Here is an 18,557-nt window from a genome sequence, read left to right on the forward strand (position 1 = left end):
ATATGAAAAATAATAAATATCTTGCCATTCATCTGTTAAATGATTTCAGTGGTAGTCCTTTAGTTTTAGCTAACTGTATCGATTCTCTTATTGAGGCTGGTCATAACGTCGAACTTTTAACAAGTGGTGATGATGGTTTCCTAAGTCACTGTGACTGTGATAAAACTTCGATAAATTATCGGAGATTTAGTAATAAAGTCTTAACTTTGATTTCGTTTATACTCTGTCAACTGATACTTTTTGCGACTGTTGTATCGAAAACATTATTTGTAAAAAAGGAAAACAAGCCTAAAATTTTGGTAAACACAATATTGCCATTCGGAGCTGCATTAGCTGCGAAATTGACAAGCTGTCACATAACCTATTACGTTCATGAAATTTCTATTCGACCACTAATCTTGAAACGGTGGTTGAAGTTTGTGCTGAGATTTACAGCCGATGATGCTATCTATGTTTCTAATTACTTAAAAGAAAATGAGGGTGTACACAATCAGGTAATAAAAGAAGTTGTTATATATAATTCTTTACCAAAAAAACTAGAAGTAATCCCATTAGACTTAAACTCAGATGATTTTATAGTATTTATGCCTTCATCTTTAAAGAAATATAAGGGAGTATATGACTTTCTTGAAATAGCAGGGAAATTAAAAGGAACTAAAGCTAAGTTCATTTTAGCTTTAAACGCAGAAGAATCTGAGTTTAAAGCATTTGTTAATACTTTTAAATCTAGTGGTAATATTCAAATACTACGTAGACCTTCAGACATAAATGCAATCTATAGCAGATCTTCATTAGTGATCAACTTATCTCATCCAGATGAATGGGTGGAAACTTTTGGTATGACTGTTATTGAAGGCTTTGTACATGGATGCCCTGCTATTGTGCCTACCGTAGGGGGGATAACAGAAATAGTGGTAGAAGGGTATAACGGTTTTAAAATTTCAGTTGCTGATACAAATGCAATTTGCAATAAAATAGTTGAAATATTGGGTGATGAACCTTTACATGGAAAGTTAGTTTTGAACGCTATAAATACAGCCGAAAGATTTAAATACCCTGAATATAAAAATAGAATATTGGAAATGTTAGAATGAGAATTGCAATTATTGGTACGGTAGGTGTTCCTGCCTGTTATGGTGGCTTTGAAACACTTGTGGAAAATTTATTAGATGAAAATGAACAAGATAAACATATAACTGTTTATTGTTCCACAAAAAACTATACAGTACCAACTTTAAAGTATAAAAATGCCAAGCTTCATTATATTCCATTACATGCGAATGGAGCACAAAGTATTCCGTATGATATTTGGTCATTACTACATGCTATACGTGGTTCCGATAATATTTTATTATTAGGTGTTTCAGGCGCAATTTGCTTACCATTTATTCGGTTGTTTTCTAAAGTTCGAATTGTCACCAATATCGACGGCTTAGAGTGGAAAAGAGCAAAATGGAGTGGTTTAGTTAAGAGGTTCTTGAAGTTCTCGGAAAAATTAGCGGTTAAATATTCTGATGTTGTCGTTGCAGATAATGCAGGTATTGCTGATTATGTATGGGATGAGTACAAGGTTGAGTCAGAAGTTATCGCTTATGGCGGTGATCATGCGGTTGTAAATGATTTAAATCTTTCTGATGAAGGCTACGCTTTTGCATTGTGCCGAATAGAGCCTGAAAATAATGTTGAATTAATTTTAGAAGCATTTAGCCAAACAATTAAGCCATTAAAGTTTATTGGCAATTGGGACAGTAGTGACTTTGGTCTTGCCATGAAAGCCAATTATCAACGATTTGATAATATTGATATAATTGATCCTATTTATGATATTTCAGTACTTTTTGATATTCGGCAAAAATGTAGTTTTTATGTCCATGGCCATTCAGCAGGAGGCACTAACCCTTCTTTAGTTGAGATGATGCACTTTACTAAAAATATCACTGCCTTTGATTGCATTTATAATATAGCTTCGACTGAGGGTAAGGCTGATTATTTCAGTAATACTGCGGAATTAGTTAAATTTATTGAAAATTCAACATCTTTAAATAACGGGTGTTTTATGCAAGAAATTGCAGAGCGTCGATATACTTGGAAAATAGTAAAAGATCAGTATTTTAGTTTGTTCAAATAAAAGAGAGAATTATGAGAAAAGGGATTATTTTAGCCGGTGGCAGCGGCACTCGCCTCTACCCATTAACCAAAGTAGTTAGTAAGCAACTGATGCCAGTGTACGACAAACCCATGGTTTATTATCCACTTGCCACCTTAATGCAAGCAGGCATTAGAGAAATACTTATTATTTCTACGCCCGAAGAAACTCATCGTTTTGAGGAGTTGTTGGGCAATGGCGAAAACTTCGGTGTTTCAATCTCTTATAAAGAGCAACCTAGCCCAGATGGTTTAGCGCAAGCCTTTATTTTGGCTGAAGAGTTTCTTGCAGGCGCTGCAGCCGCATTAGTGCTTGGCGATAATATGTTCTACGGCCATGATTTAACTAAGTCTTTGCAAAATGCTAATGATCAAACGTCTGGCGGAACAGTATTTGGCTATCATGTGTCTAATCCAAAATCCTATGGCGTGGTTGAATTTGATGCTGCAGGTACGGCTATTTCAATAGAAGAAAAACCTCAAGTACCTAAATCCAATTATGCCATACCAGGTTTATACTTTTTTGACTCTCGCGTAGTTGAATTCGCTAAAAATGTTAAGCCTTCGCCGCGTGGCGAATTAGAGATAACTGATGTTATTGATCAATACTTAAAAGCGGGCGAGTTAAAAGTTGAAATTATGGGCCGTGGTACCGCTTGGCTTGATACTGGTACACATGATGATTTACTCGCCGCTGCTAATTTTATTTCTACAATAGAAAAGCGCCAAGGCTTGAAAGTGAATTGCCCTGAAGAAGTCGCTTATCGTAATGGTTGGTTAAGTGAAGATAAATTGCGTGAAATAGCACAGCCTTTACGTAAAAGTGGTTATGGTGAATATTTAATCAAACTAATTGAAGAGCGTGTATTTTAATGCAATATATAGATACTGATATTGCTGATGTTAAAATAATAGAACCGAATGTATTTGGTGACGAACGTGGTTTTTTTATGGAAACTTTTCGTGTTGACGAGTTTACTAAGCACTGTGCAGAGCAAACTTTTGTGCAAGACAACCACAGCAAATCAAGTCACGGAATTTTACGTGGCTTGCATTATCAGCTGAAAAATACGCAGGGTAAATTAGTCAGGGTAACATCAGGCGAAGTTTATGATGTTGCGGTTGATATGCGTAAATCATCACCTACGTATGGCCAACATGTTGGTGTGGTACTTTCTGGCGAAAATAAGCGTCAGTTATGGGTGCCAGAGGGTTTTGCGCATGGCTTTTATGTCATGAGTGACTCGGCAGAGTTTGTTTATAAGTGTACCGATTACTATGCCCCTGAGCATGAAGTGTCGTTGTTATGGAATGACCCTGTGTTAAATATTCAATGGCCGTTACGCGATGGCAATAAACCTTCGTTATCTGCAAAAGATGAAGTTGGGCTGTTGTTCAAAGATGCGCCAACATTTAAATAAATACTTAGCTAAATTGATAAATAATGACAGATAACAACACAATGAAAATAATCGTTACTGGAAAATCTGGTCAACTTGCCTGGGAATTAAGTCAACTTTCAACACCTGAACAAACAATAGTCTGTTTAGGTCGCGACGATGTTGACTTGCAAGACACTCCTGCACTCGTTAACTGTTTTAAACAACATAACGCCGATGGTGTTATTAATGCATCAGCTTACACCGCTGTTGATAACGCTGAAAGTGATGTTGAAAATGCTTTTGCGCTTAATGCCAACGCTGTGGGTAACTTAGCGCAAGCATGTAAAACGTTATCCGTGCCATTTGTGCATATATCAACAGATTTTGTTTTTCATGGTGATAAAGGCGCACCTTACTTACCCGGTGATGACATAAATCCTTTAGGTGTTTATGGCGCGAGTAAAGCGCAAGGTGAACAGTTAATTACCAATATTTACCCTGAGCATAGCGCTATTATTCGCACGTCTTGGGTGTATTCAACGCACGGTAATAATTTTGTCAAAACTATGCTGAATTTAATGGCATCTAAACCTGAACTGGGTGTTATTTGTGATCAAATCGGCACGCCAACTTACGCTAAAGGCTTAGCGCAAGCTTGTATTGCCAGTTTAATTAACCAAATCGTGGGTGTTCACCATTATACTGATACCGGTGTGGCGAGTTGGTTTGATTTCGCTGTCGCTATTCAAAATATCGGTGTTGAACTTGGTTTATTAGATAAAAAAATAGCCATAAAACCTATTACTACTGCGCAATACCCAACACCCGCCAAACGCCCGCATTACAGTGTGTTGGATAAAAGCAGTTTAGTTAACGCTTTGCCGGAGCTTTCGTTAATGCATTGGCAAGAACAGTTAACACATATGATGATCGCGTTAAAAACTGAACGCGAAGCCTAGTTAAATTATATTATTAATTCGAGATTTTTATGAAAAAATTATTAGTTACAGGTGGTGCAGGCTTTATTGGCGCTAACTTTGTACATTATTGGATGGCAAAATATTCAGCCGATAAAGTTGTGGTACTTGACGCGCTAACTTACGCGGGCAATATTGCTAACTTAGATAGCGTAAAAGACGATGCTAATTTTACTTTTGTTCATGGCAATATTTGCGACCAAGCCTTAATTGAAACATTACTGGTTGAACACAGTATTGATACCTTAGTGCATTTTGCGGCAGAATCTCACGTTGATCGTTCGATTACAGGCCCTGATGCCTTTATCGAAACTAATATTATCGGCACTTATAGTTTACTTAAAGCGGCTAAAAAAGTTTGGTTAGACGGCGACAGTATTCTTGCAGGACATAGGTTTCATCATGTGTCTACTGATGAAGTTTATGGCACGCTTTCACCTACCGACCCTGCTTTTACAGAAGATACAGCCTATGCGCCTAATTCACCTTATTCGGCTAGTAAAGCCGCCAGTGATCATTTAGTGCGAGCTTATCACCATACTTATGGTTTAAATGTGACTACCAGTAATTGTTCAAATAACTATGGGCCGTTTCATTTTCCTGAAAAGCTTATTCCTTTAGTTATTACTAATATTTTGCATGATACAGCCTTGCCAATTTACGGCGATGGCCAACAAATTCGTGATTGGTTATATGTTGAAGACCACGCTTACGGTATAGATTTAGTCTTACAAGATGGCCGTGTTGGTGAAAACTACAATATTGGCGGCGATAATGAATGGGCAAATATTGATATTGTTAAAACCATTTCAAAACTGGTTGAACAAGAATTCATTAAAAACAAAGATTTAGCTACTCGTTTTCCTGCGGCTAAAGCGGCGAGGGCGCAAAACACTGAATCACTTATTACTTACGTGAAAGACAGGCTTGGCCATGACCGTCGTTATGCCATTGACGCGACTAAAACCAACAATGAGTTGAGCTATAAACCGAAAGAGTCATTTGAAACCGGTATTGCTAAAACTGTTGCTTGGTATTTGAATAATGAAGCTTGGTGGCAAAGTGTCATGGATGGCTCATACCAAAACTGGATAGCCGAGCAATACTCATAAGTTATGCCGGTAGCTAAAAATATTTGAAATATATATAATTGTTATAATTAACAGGTCGGGCTTCCGGCCTTTTCTATATTATATTATGGTATTGTCGTAATAAGTTTGTAGATTTAAAATACTGCGATGTTTTAGCTTTAGATTACATTCTTTATAATTTTTTAAGTGTTTTTAAACGCAGTAATTAATCCTATTGCTAGAGAATATGATGGATGCAAATTTTTCATCTATAAACATCACGACATTTACACAAGTAATCCATACAATAAATAAAATTTGTAATTAAGGATAAGAATGCCAAACAAAATAAAAAAAGCGGTAATACCTGTAGCCGGTTTAGGTACACGGATGTTGCCAGCAACAAAAGCTATTCCAAAAGAAATGCTACCCATTGTTGATAAACCACTTATTCAATACATAGTGAATGAATGTATTGCGGCTGGCATTAAAGAAATTGTTTTAGTGACGCACTCTTCTAAAAACGCCATTGAAAACCATTTTGATAAATCATTTGAGCTTGAAACTACTTTAGAAAAACGGGTTAAGCGCCAGTTACTTGATGAAATTCAAGCGATATGCCCAAAAGATGTCACCATTTTACATGTGCGCCAAGGCGAAGCCAAAGGCTTAGGTCATGCGGTATTAAAAGCTCGCCCTATTATCGGCAACGAGCCATTTGTTGTTGTGCTACCTGATGTTATTTTAGATGATGCTACAGCAGATTTGAAAACTGAAAATTTAGCTGCCATGTTAACCCGTTATAACGAAGTTGGTGGTTACAGCCAGATTATGGTTGAACCTGTACCAATGGAGCAAGTAAGTAGCTATGGTGTGGTTGATTGCGGTGGTGTTGAGCTTGCGCCTGGTGAGTCAAAAACTATGACGGCTATTGTTGAAAAACCAGCGATGGAAGACGCGCCGTCAAACTTGGCTGTGGTTGGCCGTTATGTATTATCTGAAAAAATTTGGGATTTGTTAAAAATTACGCCTCCGGGTGCGGGTGACGAAATTCAATTAACCGATGCTATTGCGATGTTGATGGAAAAAGAAACGGTTGAAGCCTTTCATATGACGGGTAAGTCTCATGATTGTGGTTCTAAGTTAGGTTATATGAAGGCCAATGTTGAATATGGTTTGCGTCATCCTGAATTGGCTGATGACTTTAGAAGTTATTTAACTGAGTTGATGCAAAAAACATAGATTTAAGTTATTAGCTGTTAGTTGGCAGTAAGCAGCAAGAAAAAACGTATAGCTGTTGGTTTATTTGTTGGCTGGTTTTCCTGTTTATTTATTTTTGTGGTTGTCGGACTAAAGTCCGACCTACAAAAGATAAGCTGCAAAATTTATGGTGTTATCTGTAGGCTCTATGTAGGTCCTCTGTAGGTTGGAATTTAGTCCATCAGGTTCATTGTCATTTTTCTTTATTAACACTCATTTATTAAAAGTATAGGTATATGGACGTAACTAATTTATCGCAGTTTACTGAACTGGCATTAACGCGTAATATTTTTTCACTATTTGCAGACTGTGATCGCAGTGAAAACTATACCATTTCGGCGGCGGGTTTGTTCTTAGATTATGCTAAGCAAAATATTGTTGATAGTGAGTTTACGCCATTATTTACTTTGGCTGAGCAAGTTGATCTTGCGGGCAAAATATCAGCGCAATTTTCGGGTGAAAAGATCAACACTACCGAACAACGCGCTGTTTTGCATACGGTATTACGTGCGCCTGACTCGGTTAAGTTTGATGTGTTAGGGGCGCAAGCTGATGAGGTTATTAACACTGACGCTAAAATGGCTGCCATTGTTGATGATGTACATTCGGGTAAGGTGTGTTCGGTTACTGGTGAAAAGTTTACTGATATTCTCGCTATCGGCATTGGTGGCTCTTACTACGGTGTTAAGGTCGCCTTGTCGGCACTTGTGCCTTACCATCAGCCGGGTTTGAAAGCGCATGTGTTAGCCAATGTTGATGGTGATGCCGCGCAAGAAAAATTTGCTAAACTTGATGCCGCAACCACGCTCGTAGTGGTAGTTTCTAAAACCTTTACTACGCAAGAAACCCTGCTCAATGCCACTATCGTTAAAGCCTGGATGCTTAATGCTTTGGCTGAACCTCATCATTCACCTACTGAGATTATGGCGAAACATTGGTATGCGGTAAGTACGAATATCGCTGCTGCCACAGAGTTTGGACTTAATGCGGATAATATTTTGCCGATCTGGGATTGGGTAGGTGGTCGGTTTTCTTTATGGTCAGCGGTGGGTTTGCCACTGGCATTGATTATTGGTAATAGCCATTTCAACGCTTTAAAAGCCGGTGCTTATGCCATGGACGAGCATTTTAAAAATGCACCGTTTGAGCAGAATATGCCGGTAATGATGGCTTTGCTCGGTATTTGGAATCGAAATGCTTTAGGTTACCCTAGCTTAGCTATTTTACCTTATAACCATGCGCTGAGAGCTTTACCGGGTTATTTGCAGCAAACCGATATGGAAAGTAATGGTAAGTCGGTTTCTATTACCGGTAAAACGCTTAATTATTTAACAGCCCCCGTGGTTTTTGGTCAGGAAGGTACGAATGGCCAACATGCCTTTATGCAGTTAATGCATCAAAGTGCCGATATTATTCCAACAGATTTTATTCTCTCTCTTGCCCCAACGAGTAAACATTTGGCTAACCATGACGCTTTAGTGGCTAATTGTTTCGCTCAGAGTGAAGCGTTAATGCAAGGTAAAACCTTGGCCCAAGCGAAAGCAGAAATGCTTGATACTGGCGCAAGTGAGGCTGAAGCGAATAGGCTAGCTGCTCATAAAACTATGAAAGGTAATACTCCAAGTAATACTATTTTAATGCAGCAGTTAGATCCCCACTCCCTTGGCGCTTTATTAGCGCTGTATGAGCATAAAATATTTGTTCAAGGTGTAATTTGGCAGGTAAATTCATACGACCAATGGGGCGTTGAATTAGGTAAGCAGCTTGGCAAAGAAGTACTGAACGTGATGGCGCAGCCAATGAGCGATATTGACAGCGAAAAGCTTTCTGCTTCGTCACTGGCATTAATTCGTCGTTATAAAAATAACTTAACTAACGCTATTTGAAATAGATAACCGATCATTTTAAGCTGGTCTAAATCGGCAATATCTGCCCTGCCCACAGGGATGTAGGTACTTATGTTTAGTTTGGAACAATAAACATGTGCCTACAGAGATCTAGATACTTATGTTTAGTCCGAAACAATAAACATGTGCGCTGGATTATTGTTCCTTACTTACCATTAGGTAATCACTTAGTTCAGTTACTTAGCCCAGTTACTTAACTGAATTGGCGTAGGTTTAATTTTTAGAATAAGAAGCTTAATCTTCCTTTCTCTTTATACCTTTTTGGTATAACCAAGCTTTTACTCATATGGATAATACTTTATTCTTGTGCCATGATATTAATCAATAATATCATGCCAACATTAGTGGTCAGCAATGCAATTAACCCATTTACAAAAGTTAGAAGCCGAATCTATTCATATCATGCGCGAAGTTGCCGCAGAATTTGATAATCCTGTGATGCTTTACTCAGTTGGTAAAGACTCCGCCGTGCTACTTCATCTTGCGCGAAAAGCCTTTGCCCCTGGAAAAATACCTTTTCCACTGTTACATGTTGATACCAACTGGAAATTCAAAGAAATGATTGCCTTTCGCGACGAAATGGCGAAAGAACATGGCTTTGATTTACTCGTGCATAAAAATGCTGAAGGTATGGCGATGAATATTAGTCCATTTGAGCATGGTAGTGCTAAACATACCGATATCATGAAAACTCAAGGCTTAAAACAAGCTCTTGATAAATATGGTTTTGATGCAGCATTTGGTGGCGCACGTCGTGATGAAGAAAAATCGCGTGCGAAAGAGCGGGTATATTCATTTCGTGATAAAAATCATCGTTGGGATCCTAAAAGCCAACGCCCTGAGCTGTGGAACATTTACAACGGTAAAGTCAATAAAGGTGAAAGCATTCGTGTTTTTCCATTATCGAATTGGACTGAGCTTGATATTTGGCAATACATCTATTTAGAAGGCATTAAAATTGTGCCACTTTATTTAGCTGAGAAACGCCCAGTAGTAGAACGCGATGGCACTTTAATTATGGTTGACGACGAGCGCATGCCTATTGGTAAAGACGAAGTGGTGCAAATGAAAAGTGTGCGCTTTAGAACCTTAGGTTGTTATCCGTTAACCGGCGCTGTTGAGTCAACCGCAACGACTTTACCTGAAATTATTCAAGAAATGCTATTAACCAAAACCTCTGAGCGCCAAGGCCGTGTTATTGACCACGACTCAGCAGGCTCGATGGAGAAGAAAAAGATGGAAGGATATTTTTAAAACTTTGTCATCTTATTCCAGTTTATTTTACGGTGTTAGCATTTTAATTAAATCGACAATTTGTCGAGTAGAGATTTCCAAGGAAAAAACATGAGTCATACAGAAGACTTGCTTGAAACAGATATTGAAGCTTATTTGAAGCAGCATGAAAACAAAGAAATGGTGCGCTTTTTTACTTGTGGTAGCGTTGATGATGGCAAAAGCACATTAATTGGCCGGTTATTACACGATTCAAAAATGATCTTTGAAGATCAATTAGCGGCGATTAAAAACGACAGTAAAAAATCAGGCACTACCGGTGAAGCTATTGACCTAGCCTTGCTCGTTGACGGCTTGCAGTCAGAGCGAGAGCAGGGCATTACCATTGATGTTGCTTATCGCTATTTCGCTACTGACAAACGTAAGTTTATTATTGCCGATACCCCAGGCCATGAACAATACACCCGCAATATGGCTACGGGCGCTTCAACTTGTGACCTGGCCATTATTTTGATTGATGCTCGCCACGGCGTGCAAGTGCAAACTCGTCGCCATTCTTATATTTGTTCTTTGTTAGGCATTAAGCATGTTTTAGTGGCGGTGAACAAAATGGACTTGGTTGATTATAGCCAAGACCGTTATCAAGAGATTAAAAAAGATTACCGTAAATTTGCCGATGACTTAGCTTTTGAAGATGTACGTTTTGTGCCAATTTCAGCCCTTAATGGTGATAATGTTGTTGACGAAAGTACTAAGATGCCTTGGTATCCAGGTGCTACGTTAATGAAGTTATTAAATACTATTAAAGTAGATGATCAAAAACACTTTACCCAATTTCGTTTGCAAGTACAGTATGTTAACCGTCCTAATCTTGATTTTAGAGGTTTTGCTGGCACAGTGGGCTCAGGACATATTCGCGTTGGTGATGAAATTGTTGCTTTGCCATCAGGTAAGCAAAGTAAGATCAAATCGATTGTAACTTTTGAAGGTAACATTGATCGCGCCGATCACGGTATGGCGGTTACTTTGACCCTTGAAGATGAAATAGACATCAGTCGCGGCGAAATGATTGTTAAAAAGGGCAGTATTCCTACCTCAGCTAAAGAGTTAAGTGCGACTATTGTCTGGATGCATGAAGACGAATTAGAACCAGGGCGTGAATACTACATTAAGCACGGCAGTAAGCTCACCACAGGGCACGCAATAAAAATTGACCACCGTATTGATGTTAATACCTTAGAGAAATTTCCTGTTGACCAATTAGCGTTAAATGAAATCGGTGTTGCTCAACTTGAAGTAGCTGAAGCACTACATTTTGATGCTTATGGTGATAATCCAGCGACGGGTGCTTTTATTATTATTGACCGATTGAGTAATGTTACTGTCGGTGCGGGTATGATTAACGGCGCACTTGAAACCAAGCAAGACCATCAGTACTCAGCGTTTGAGCAAGAACTTAACACTTTAGTTCGCAAGCACTTCCCACATTGGGGCGCACGCGATTTATTTAAGTAGCGTTAAAAGTTAAGCGCTTATGCGTAGGTCGGACTTTAGTCCGTCAACTGTATAGAGCCATTAAGGTGATCGGCCAAAAATTATCTGCAACGAGAATTGTTTTGTCGTTCGCATTGATGCGAAGACGGTTAAATTTCATTTAACCTGATGGACTAAAGTCCAACCTGCATAGAGCCTACAGGTGATAATGTAGTGCTGGGCAATTGGTTATAATTTTACGATATTTACTTTTCGAACAGTAGTTAGAACTTGGATTAGGTTTACATTATGTTGTATACGCAGTGGCTACTGGTCGCAATATTTGCATTAACGCTTATTGGGCTGGTTTTTTTTCCAAACAAACCCGAGCGCGTTTTTGGTAGTACAACCTTATTGTGTTTAGCGGCGTCATTTGTTAGCACGGATGATATTCTCAGCAATGCGGTAAATCCTGGTTTAGTGACGTTATTATTATTGGTGTTGTGTTCTTTTGCTTACGAACGTACCAGCATTTTAAGGCGTATATCAGCGTTAATGCTCAATGGCAAAGCGTCTACGGCAAGTTTTAGAACGCTTGTATTTACCGCTTTGAGTTCGGCCTTAATCAGTAATACGGCGGTGGTCGCTACGTTAATTTCGGTAGTGAAAAAAAATACTGTGGTCAACCCGGGTAAATTGCTCTTACCCTTGTCATTCGCTGCTATTCTTGGTGGCACTTTAACCTTAATTGGTACTTCAACTAACTTAATTGTTAATTCGTTATGGCTAGAGCAAGGTCAACAAAGTTTAGGTTTTTTTGACTTTACACTCGTCGGTGGTGCTGCACTGGTTGCTTGTTTATTGATTATATTATTGCGTCAACATACGTTAACTGACACGCCAGACGAGCAGTTGGGCGATAAGGAATATCTGGTTGAAGCACAAGTAAAACCTAACTCAAAATTGATTGGAAAAAGCATTGAAGATAATGGCTTAAGAAATTTAGACACCTTGTTTTTGGTTGAGTTAGTTCGCTACGGTCGGCTTATTTCCCCGGTAACGCCAGATGAAGTCATAGAGCCGAATGACAGACTGATTTTTAGTGGTGACATCAGCAAAGTTTTAGTCTTACAGCAATTTGATGGCTTAACCCTATTTGCTGAGCAAACGGGGTTGTTACGGGAAAACTTAACCGAAGTATTGATTAAACCTGATGCGGCTATTGTAGGTAAAACCTTAAAAACAGCTGGGTTTAGGGCAAGATTTGATGCGGCCGTTGTCGCTATTCGCCGTGAGGGCACATCGCTTTCTGGCAAACTCGGTGATATCAAAGTGCAAGCGGGTGACTTTTTAGTCTTAGCGGTTGGCTCTGATTTTTGCGCGCGCACTAATTTAACGAAAAACTTTTTTATTCTTTCCGGTCATAAACCCGATGATATGCTTTCAGGCTGGCGTGACTCTTTAGCTATTTTTGGCTTTATTATTGCTATTGCGCTGACCATGGTGACGACAATAAGTTTATTATCGAGCCTGATGTTTTATCTAGCGTTATTGATTTTAACTGGTTGTTTAACGGTGAATGAAATTAAGCGCCGATTCCCGATTGAAATTTGGCTCATTGTGCTGGGTGCATTAACTTTAGCGCAAGCTTTTGAACATAGCGGTGTCGCAGGAATTTTTGCTCATGAAATTGAGCAGTTACTGGCAGGGGAAAGTGCCTTAATCGCTATGGTGGTGATATTTTTCATTACCTTAGTGTTGACCGAAGTTATTACCAATAGCGCCGCGGCGGCTCTAGTGTTTCCAGTCGCTTATAATATTGCCATTGGCTTAGGTGTTAGCCCTTTACCCCTAGTGATGGCGGTAGCGTTTGGCGCTAGTGGCAGTTTTATTAGCCCTTATGGTTATCAAACCAATATTATGGTGTTTAATGCCGGCAACTATAAAATCACTGACTTTATTAAATTCGGTTGGCCGATAACACTGACTTATAGTGTAGTGGTGTTAATCTTGATACCACAAATATTTCCTTTTTAGCCTTTACCTAGAAAGCTTTTACCCTGTTTTCGACAAGGTCATTTTAAACACGAATATAAATGTAAAACTCACGGTTATTGTTCACTGAAAGCTAAGCGTTTGGCACTTAACGTGTTCACTGAGCGCTTAAAACGATAACAATAGAGTTAATCAGACGTATGAAACTGGAATAATATGAAAACTGAAAATACCGTTTGGCACACTCAACAAGTAAGCAAAACACAACGCGCTGATATCAAAAAGCAAAAAGCTTGTTTGTTATGGTACACAGGGCTTAGTGGCTCAGGTAAATCAACCATTGCCAATGCGGTTGACGCGTTACTTTTTCAACGCCATTGTCATAGTTATTTACTTGATGGTGACAATGTTCGCCATGGCTTAAATGGTGACTTGGGCTTTAGTGATGAAGAGAGAGTTGAAAACATTCGCCGTATTAGCGAAGTGGCCAAACTGTTTGTAGATGCGGGTTTAATTGTCTCAACCGCATTTATATCTCCTTTTGCCGCTGATCGCGCCATGGCAACCAACAAGCTTGAGCACGGAGAATTTATTGAAGTATTTATCGATACGCCGATAGCTGTCTGCGAACAACGTGATCCAAAAGGCTTATATAAAAAAGCGCGAGCAGGCGAGATTAAAGATTTTACCGGTATAGACTCTACTTATGAAGCACCTGAAAACCCAGCCATTCATATCGACACGGCTAATAAAAGTATTGAACAATGTGCTCAACAAGTGGTTAATTATCTGATCGCGCAAGGCTTGATCACTGATTGAGTTGGCGATTAACTAAAATACTTCTAGCTAGCATTAATGTGAATATGGTTAAATTTCATTTAACTTGATGGACTAAAGTCCATCCTACAAAGGCCGACATAAAACCTATGGGTGATAAAGTAGCCTTGGGCGATTGTTTATGTAGGTTGGACTTTAGTCCGTCAACTCTTAACCGGCGATTAACATGATGGGCCATAAAATACCTGTAGCGGGTATTATTTTGTCGTTCGCATTGATGCAAAGACGGTTAAATTTCATTTAACTTGTTGGACTAAAGTCCAACCTACAAAGGCCCACATAAAACTTGCGGGTGATAACGTAGCTTTTGGCGATTTTTTTTGTAGGTCGGACTTTAGTCCGTCAACTATTAGCTGGCCATTAACACTAGTAGGTTAGCAGGTGATTAACACTAGTAGGTGATTAACACTAGTAGGTGATTAACACTAGTAGGTGATTAACACGATGGGCCAGCAAATACTGGTAGCGAGTATTATTTTCTCGTTCGCATTGATGCGAAGACGGTTAATTTCATTAACATGATGGACTAAAGTCCATCCTACAAAGGCCCACATAAAACCTACGGGTGATAACGTAGCCTTGGGAAATTTTTTTTGTAGGTCGGACTTTAGTCCGACAGCCATTAGCCGGCGATTAACGCGATGGACTAAAATCCAAGCTACATTCAATTTACAAGTAACTTGTTGCTAACTTTATCGATAAACAATTTATATAGGAGATTTTTGCATGCATTATGATGTTTTTAATGGCGATGCTGACGGCATTATTGCCCTGTTACAACTGCGCTTGGCTCAACCGAAAGCCTCAACACTGATCACTGGCGTTAAACGCGATATTCAATTATTACAGCAAGTACCTGTCCAGCAGGCAACTTCTGTTACCGTGCTTGATATTTCTATGGAAAAAAACATTGTCGCTTTAGCTGCCTTGCTTGCCAATAATGTTGAAGTATTTTATGTTGATCATCATCGCACGGGTGAAATACCAACTTCTGCACATTTAGATAAAATTATCGATATTGACGCCAATACTTGCACCAGTTTATTGGTCAATCAATATTTAGTGGGCAAATATGCTTTATGGGCTATTGTTGGGGCTTTTGGCGATAATATGTTACTAGCGGCTGAGCAGTTAGCACAGCAAGCTGGCTTGTCAGATAGCGAACAAACACAGCTGAAAAATTTAGGGATTTATATCAACTATAACGGCTACGGTCGCACGGTTGATGATTTACATATTGCCCCTGATGTTTTATTTACTACTTTATTGGGTTATCCAGACCCCTTTACTTTGATTAATGAAGCTAACTCTATTTTTGCCATTCTTGAGCAAGCCTACTTAAGTGATATGGCACAAGCTAAACAGGCGAGCGTATTGCATGATGATGCGGCTTTGCAACTCATTGAGCTTGAAGATGCTGCTTGGTCGCGCAGAGTCAGTGGGGTTTATGGTAATGAATTAGCCAATCAGGAGCCTGATAAAGCGCATGCGGTGATCACCTTAAATATCGATGCTAGTTTCACGGTAAGCCTTCGTGCCCCGATTAATAATAAAGTGGGCGCTGGTGAACTTTGTGCGCAATTTGACACCGGCGGCGGTCGAGCGGCTGCAGCGGGCATCAACCAACTGCCAAAAGAAAAACTTGGTAAATTCATTGCGTTGGTGTCAAAATATTATCAATAGTTTACTTTCGGGTATTCAAAAATAAATAGCATTAACCTTATAAGGATTTAAAGATGAGTTTGTTGATCACAGGCGGAACGGGCTTTATTGGTAGCCATACCGTTATTGAATTGCTGGCGCTAGATAAAGACATTATTATTGTTGATAATTTATCAAACTCTTCAACATTAGTGCTGGACCGTATTAAACAAATAACAGACAAGTCTGTAACCTTTATTCAAGCTGATATTTGTGATCGCCAAGCACTAAAGCAAATATTTGAGCAACATGACATTGAAGCTGTAGTGCATTTTGCTGGTTTAAAAGCTGTGGGTGAGTCGAGTGTTATGCCATTAAGTTATTATCATAATAATGTCTCTGGTTCGGTAACACTGTTGCAAGTTATGGCAGAGCATAACGTTAAAAACTTAGTGTTTAGTTCATCAGCAACAGTATATGGTGAAAATAATCCCTCGCCACTTGATGAAACCATGCCAACGTCTGCGACCAATCCTTATGGTCAAACCAAACTGATGATCGAAAATATTCTCTTTGATCTAGCACGCAGTGATGAGCAATGGTCAATCGCCTGTTTACGTTATTTTAACCCGATTGGCGCACACGAATCTGGTCTTATTGGTGAAAACCCTAATGGTATTCCGAACAATTTATTGCCTTACGTGTCACAAGTGGCTGTTGGCCGATTAGCGAAATTACAAGTGTTTGGTGACGATTATCAGACTCCGGATGGCACAGGCGTTAGAGATTATATTCATGTAGTGGACTTGGCCCAAGGGCATGTTAAAGCGCTAGCGGCATTAAGTGACATTAAAGGCTGTGTACCGATTAATTTAGGCACAGGCAATGGTACCTCGGTGTTAGAGATTGTTAACACCTTTCAAGAGATTTCAGGACAAGATATCCCGTATAACATTGCGCCACGCCGAGCTGGTGATATTGGCACCGTTTACGCCAATGCAAGTGTCGCGAATACTTTACTCGACTGGCATGCAAAACTTGATTTAGCGACTATGATTACAGATACTTGGCGCTGGCAGTCTAAAAATCCCAATGGTTTTGAATAGCTAATTTTTAATAGCTAAGCTACTGATTTAAGTGAGAAGTGAAGCTATCTGTTATCAGCTTTCAGTAAAACCAAGCAGGTATTAGCACGCTTGGCAGATGAATAACTGAGAGCTAATGGTTATTTTATTGAGGGCTGTATTTAAGCCTGATGGACTAAAGTCAAGTTAGATAAAACCTATGGGTGATAATGCAACTTTAGGTTATGTTTTTTAAGCACAATAATTACTGTACTGAATTTATCATAAACAAGGATGATTTATGCATAAAGGAATAATTTTAGCGGCGCCAGTGGCACACGACTTTATCCACTGACGAAAGTTTTCATTAAGCAGCTGATGCCTGTTTACGATAAACCTATGGTTTATTATCCACTTGCGATACTAATGCAAGGCAAAGTATCCAGCCGATAAAGTTTTTTTACTTGCTGAGCATCGTTTTCATCATGTATCCACAGACGAAGTGTACGGCACACTTTTATCGACCGACCCTGCGTTTACAGAAGATAACGCTTATGCCCCCAATTCGCCTTATTCTGCCAGTAAAGCGGCAAGTGACCATTTAGTAAATGCTTATCACCATACTTATGGTTTAAATGTTACCACGAGTAACTGTTCAAACAATTATGGGCCGTTTCATTTTCCTGAAAAGCTTATTCCTTTAGTAGTTACTAACATTTTGCATAATAAAGCTTTGCCAATATATGGTGATGGCCAACAAATTCGTGACTGGCTATACGTTGAAGACCACGCTTACGGCATTGATTTAGTTTTACACAGTGGCCGAGTAGGTGAAAATTATAATATTGGTGGTGACAATGAATGGGCTAACATTGATATTGTTAAAACCATTTCAAAACTGGTTGAACAAGAATTTATTAAAAATAAAGATTTAGCAACACGTTTTCCGAATGCAAAAGCGGCGATTGAGCAAAATACTGAATCACTTATTACTTATGTAAAAGACAGACCTGGCCATGACCGTCGTTATGCTATTGACGCGACTAAAACCAATAATGAGTTATGCTATCAACCGAAAGAATCATTTGAAACCGGTATCGCTAAAACGGTTGCTTGGTATGTAAATAATGAATTGTGGTGGCAGAGTGTGATGGATGGCTCATACCAAAATTGGATAGCAGAGCAATACTCGTCAACTTAAGTCTACAAGCTTTGACGATGCTATTTTATCTAAATGATATCTTTAATTTAATACTGAAGTAGACGTGGATATTTTCTACGTCTTTAAAAATAGGATGTTTTTGAATAGCCAAACACAGTTTATTCTTGATTAGCATTTATGCCACAGGTATTTAAATTGTATTTAACTCGATGGACTAAAGTCCAGCCTACATAAAAAATACAGGTGATAATGCAACCTTGGGTGGTTGTTTTGTAGGTCGACTTCAGTCCGCTAGCCGTTAAGTAGGTTATTAACGTGATCGGCCAACAAGTATTTACAGCTGAGTATTGTTTTTCAGTCGGCATTTGTGCCAAAGATAGTTAACTGAAAGTTGGACGCTATTTTACTGAC

At 39.1% G+C, this 18,557-nt stretch carries 14 protein-coding genes and 2 pseudogenes; all 16 read left to right on the forward strand.

Going from position 1 to position 18,557, the window contains the following annotated elements; genetic code table 11:
* Positions 1 to 2 precede the first annotated feature (2 nt).
* Positions 3 to 1,094 carry a glycosyltransferase family 4 protein gene (locus H4J46_RS10550; protein WP_182233461.1) on the forward strand — a complete coding sequence of 364 codons (1,092 nt, stop codon included), beginning with the start codon at positions 3 to 5 and terminating at the stop codon, positions 1,092 to 1,094.
* Positions 1,091 to 2,128: a DUF1972 domain-containing protein gene (locus H4J46_RS10555; RefSeq protein ID WP_182233462.1), complete on the forward strand. Its 1,038-nt coding sequence runs from the start codon at positions 1,091 to 1,093 to the stop codon at positions 2,126 to 2,128. Before H4J46_RS10550 ends, H4J46_RS10555 begins: the two co-directional genes overlap by 4 nt.
* An 11-nt stretch (positions 2,129 to 2,139) precedes the next feature.
* Entirely contained in the window at positions 2,140 to 3,018 is an 879-nt protein-coding gene (rfbA, locus tag H4J46_RS10560; protein ID WP_182233463.1) for a glucose-1-phosphate thymidylyltransferase RfbA, read from the forward strand.
* On the forward strand, positions 3,018 to 3,566 hold the full coding sequence (rfbC, locus tag H4J46_RS10565; RefSeq protein ID WP_182233464.1) for a dTDP-4-dehydrorhamnose 3,5-epimerase: 549 nt from the start codon (positions 3,018 to 3,020) through the stop codon (positions 3,564 to 3,566). The genes rfbA and rfbC overlap by 1 nt, the downstream gene beginning before the upstream one ends.
* A gap of 23 nt (positions 3,567 to 3,589) precedes the next feature.
* Positions 3,590 to 4,486, forward strand: a complete 897-nt coding sequence (gene rfbD, locus H4J46_RS10570; RefSeq protein ID WP_259365794.1) for a dTDP-4-dehydrorhamnose reductase — start codon at positions 3,590 to 3,592, stop codon at positions 4,484 to 4,486.
* A gap of 29 nt (positions 4,487 to 4,515) precedes the next feature.
* A complete protein-coding gene (gene rfbB, locus H4J46_RS10575) occupies positions 4,516 to 5,616 on the forward strand; it encodes a dTDP-glucose 4,6-dehydratase (protein ID WP_182233465.1) in 1,101 nt (366 codons plus the stop codon).
* A gap of 294 nt (positions 5,617 to 5,910) precedes the next feature.
* Complete coding sequence (gene galU / locus H4J46_RS10580; protein ID WP_182138267.1) at positions 5,911 to 6,816, forward strand: UTP--glucose-1-phosphate uridylyltransferase GalU; 906 nt, start codon at positions 5,911 to 5,913, stop codon at positions 6,814 to 6,816.
* Between the two features lie 254 nt (positions 6,817 to 7,070).
* Positions 7,071 to 8,720 carry a glucose-6-phosphate isomerase gene (gene pgi / locus H4J46_RS10585; RefSeq protein ID WP_182233466.1) on the forward strand — a complete coding sequence of 550 codons (1,650 nt, stop codon included), beginning with the start codon at positions 7,071 to 7,073 and terminating at the stop codon, positions 8,718 to 8,720.
* Between the two features lie 375 nt (positions 8,721 to 9,095).
* On the forward strand, positions 9,096 to 9,995 hold the full coding sequence (gene cysD, locus H4J46_RS10590; RefSeq protein WP_182233467.1) for a sulfate adenylyltransferase subunit CysD: 900 nt from the start codon (positions 9,096 to 9,098) through the stop codon (positions 9,993 to 9,995).
* Between the two features lie 90 nt (positions 9,996 to 10,085).
* Entirely contained in the window at positions 10,086 to 11,489 is a 1,404-nt protein-coding gene (gene cysN, locus H4J46_RS10595) for a sulfate adenylyltransferase subunit CysN (protein ID WP_182233468.1), read from the forward strand.
* 267 nt (positions 11,490 to 11,756) lie between these two features.
* Positions 11,757 to 13,484 carry an SLC13 family permease gene (locus H4J46_RS10600; protein ID WP_182233469.1) on the forward strand — a complete coding sequence of 576 codons (1,728 nt, stop codon included), beginning with the start codon at positions 11,757 to 11,759 and terminating at the stop codon, positions 13,482 to 13,484.
* Positions 13,485 to 13,658: 174 nt separating this feature from the next.
* Entirely contained in the window at positions 13,659 to 14,261 is a 603-nt protein-coding gene (cysC, locus tag H4J46_RS10605; protein WP_182233470.1) for an adenylyl-sulfate kinase, read from the forward strand.
* Between the two features lie 744 nt (positions 14,262 to 15,005).
* Positions 15,006 to 15,962, forward strand: a complete 957-nt coding sequence (locus H4J46_RS10610) for a DHH family phosphoesterase (protein ID WP_182233471.1) — start codon at positions 15,006 to 15,008, stop codon at positions 15,960 to 15,962.
* Between the two features lie 53 nt (positions 15,963 to 16,015).
* Complete coding sequence (galE, locus tag H4J46_RS10615) at positions 16,016 to 17,026, forward strand: UDP-glucose 4-epimerase GalE (RefSeq protein ID WP_182233472.1); 1,011 nt, start codon at positions 16,016 to 16,018, stop codon at positions 17,024 to 17,026.
* A gap of 259 nt (positions 17,027 to 17,285) precedes the next feature.
* A pseudogene (locus H4J46_RS16925) lies at positions 17,286 to 17,413 on the forward strand (sugar phosphate nucleotidyltransferase); the annotation flags it as partial.
* A 40-nt stretch (positions 17,414 to 17,453) separates the two neighbouring features.
* Positions 17,454 to 18,185 (forward strand): annotated as a pseudogene (locus H4J46_RS10625) (dTDP-glucose 4,6-dehydratase); the annotation flags it as partial.
* Positions 18,186 to 18,557 lie beyond the last annotated feature (372 nt).

The organism is Colwellia sp. MB02u-6, assembly GCF_014077095.1.
GTDB lineage: Bacteria > Pseudomonadota > Gammaproteobacteria > Enterobacterales > Alteromonadaceae > Cognaticolwellia.